The sequence below is a fragment of the Stenotrophomonas sp. PS02300 genome (assembly GCF_029959395.1).
GTDB lineage: Bacteria > Pseudomonadota > Gammaproteobacteria > Xanthomonadales > Xanthomonadaceae > Stenotrophomonas > Stenotrophomonas maltophilia_AD.
The window spans coordinates 1-2,623 of sequence record NZ_JASCOP010000225.1 but is presented as its reverse complement, the minus strand read 5'-3'; the positions used below and the strand labels follow the sequence as shown (position 1 = coordinate 2,623).

At 66.1% G+C, this 2,623-nt stretch carries 2 protein-coding genes; one reads left to right on the top strand and one right to left on the bottom strand.

All coding sequences use genetic code 11. The annotated features are described in order from the left end of the window. Positions 1–249 precede the first annotated feature (249 nt). Complete coding sequence (gene parE, locus QMX79_RS20540) at positions 250–2,139, bottom strand: DNA topoisomerase IV subunit B (protein ID WP_282248427.1); 1,890 nt, start codon at positions 2,137–2,139, stop codon at positions 250–252. A 163-nt stretch (positions 2,140–2,302) separates the two neighbouring features. Between parE and QMX79_RS20535 the strand changes: the two genes are divergently transcribed. Next, positions 2,303–2,545 (top strand): hypothetical protein, encoded by a 243-nt coding sequence (locus QMX79_RS20535; RefSeq protein WP_282248426.1) that lies wholly within the window; start codon positions 2,303–2,305, stop codon positions 2,543–2,545. The last annotated feature ends 78 nt before the right edge of the window (positions 2,546–2,623 follow it).

The following is a 2,623-nucleotide window of genomic DNA, read 5'->3' as shown; positions in this document are numbered from 1 at the left end:
GGTTTGCGGGACTGTCAAAAACATGGATGTTTTTGCCAAGCCTCCATGGATGGATTCACGGCGTGTCCCGCAAACCCGCACCCGCCGGCCCAGCTCAGACCAAGCGACGGCCACCGGCTGTTCGCCCAGATGCATGAAGCTGCCGGGCAGGGCCCGGCACTACGGGAGTGTCTGCAACCCCGACGTTTGCAGGCCACGCAGCCGGGCAGCCAAAAAAAATCCCGCCGAAGCGGGATTTTTCATCAGCAATCAGACTTCAAGCGAAGCCAGGTCGCCCTTGTTCTCCAGCCACTGCTTGCGGTCGCCTGCGCGCTTCTTGGCCAGCAGCATGTCCATCAGCGCGCTGGTCTGCTCGCCGTCGTCCACCGTCAACTGCACCAGGCGGCGCGTGTCGGGGTGGATGGTCGACTCGCGCAACTGGTTCGGGTTCATTTCGCCCAGGCCCTTGAAGCGGGTCACGTTGACCTGGCCCTTGATCTTCTCGCGCTCGATCTTGTCCAGCAGCGAACGCTTTTCTTCCTCGTCCAGCGCGTAGAACACCTGCTTGCCCACGTCCACGCGGAACAGCGGCGGCATCGCCACGAACACGTGGCCCGCATCCACCAGCGACGGGAAGTGCTTCAGGAACAGCGCCGTCAGCAGCGTGGCGATATGCAGGCCATCCGAGTCCGCGTCGGCCAGGATCACCACCTTGCCGTAACGCAGCCCGCTGATGTCTTCCTTGCCCGGGTCGCAGCCGATCGCGATCGCCAGGTTGTGCACTTCTTCCGACGCCAGCACGCTGCCCGACGACACTTCCCAGGTGTTCAGGATCTTGCCGCGCAGCGGCATGATCGCCTGGAAGTCCTTGTCACGCGCCTGCTTGGCACTGCCGCCCGCCGAATCGCCTTCCACCAGGAACAGCTCCGTGCGCGACAGGTCCTGGCTGATGCAGTCCGCCAGCTTGCCCGGCAGGGCAGGGCCCTGCGTGACCTTCTTGCGCACCACCAGCTTTTCGGTCTTCAGGCGCGCACTGGCGCGCTCGATCGCCAGCTGCGCGATCTGCTCGCCCAACGCCACGTTCTGGTTCAACAGCAGGCTGAAGGCGTCATGTGCCGCGCCCTCCACGAAGCCCGCCGCCTGGCGCGACGACAGCCGCTCCTTGGTCTGCCCGCTGAACTGCGGGTCGGTCATCTTCAACGACAGCACGAACGACACCCGGTCCCACACGTCTTCCGGGGCCAACTTCACCCCGCGCGGCAGCAGGTTGCGGAAATCGCAGAACTCGCGCAGCGCCTCGGTCAGGCCCGTGCGCAGGCCGTTGGCGTGGGTACCGTGCTGCGCGGTCGGAATCAGGTTGACGTAGCTTTCCTGGACCAGCTCGCCTTCCGGCAGCCAGGCCACCGCCCAGTCCACCACCTCGGTGTCCTTCTTCAGCTGGCCCACGAACAGCTCGGCCGGCAGCATTTCGCGCTCGCCCAGCTCGGCCTTCAGGTAATCGCTCAGCCCGTCCTCGAAGTACCAGGTGTCCTGCTCGTCGGTGGCCTCGTCGCGCAGCTTCACCGTCAGGCCCGGGCACAGCACCGCCTTGGCGCGCAGCAGGTGGCGCAGCGCCCGCAGGTTGTACTTGGGCGTATCGAAGTACTTCGGGTCGGCCCAGAAGCGCACCCGCGTACCGGTGTTCTTCTTGCCCACGCTGCCGACCACTTCCAGCGGCGTGGCGCGGTCGCCGTTGCGGAAGGTGATGCGGTGCTCGCTGCCGTCGCGGCGGATATGCACTTCCACCAGCGTCGACAGCGCATTGACCACGCTCACGCCCACGCCATGCAGGCCGCCGGAGAAGGTGTAGTTCTTGTTGTTGAACTTGCCGCCCGCGTGCAGCCGGGTCAGGATCAGCTCCACGCCGGGGACCTTCTCCTCCGGGTGGATGTCCACCGGCATGCCGCGGCCGTCATCGGTGACCTCGCAGCTGCCGTCCTTGTACAGGGTGACCTCCACCGTCCGGGCATGCCCGGCCAGCGCTTCGTCCACGGCGTTGTCGATCACTTCCTGCGCCAGGTGGTTCGGGCGCGCGGTGTCGGTATACATGCCCGGGCGGCGCTTGACCGGGTCCAGGCCGGACAGGACTTCAATATCGGCGGCGTTATAGCGGGTATTCATCTGTCTTCATAAAGCGCAAAGCGACGGCGAAGTTTGCGGTGTGGCGGGGTTTTTTGCACGCCGCACGTTCAGGGGGCGGCCGACAACCCCGCGATAGACTGTAGGCGATGGGAAAACCGGAGCCCCGGCGCCCCATCCCCAGCCATATGCGAGGAGACCCCCCATGAAGAAGTTGCTGACCATCGTTGCCATTGCCGCCGCCGTCGTGGCCGTGCCGCTGGCAATGGCGCAGAACGCCGGACAGGGCCAGTCCACCGCGCAGCAGGGCGAGCAGGCCGAGGCCAAGGCCCAGTCCGAAGCCGACGCCAAGGCCAAGCGCCGCGCGGCTGCCACCGCCGAAATGAAGGCCAAGGGCCAGCAGGCGCCGCAGCAGGAAGAGGAAGAAGAGGCCAAGAAGAAGCGCTGAACAAGCGTTTCGGCTTCCCCGACGCCCCGGCGTGCCGGGGGGTCGTGGTTCGTGGCCCCTTGGGGGGGCGCCGTCAAT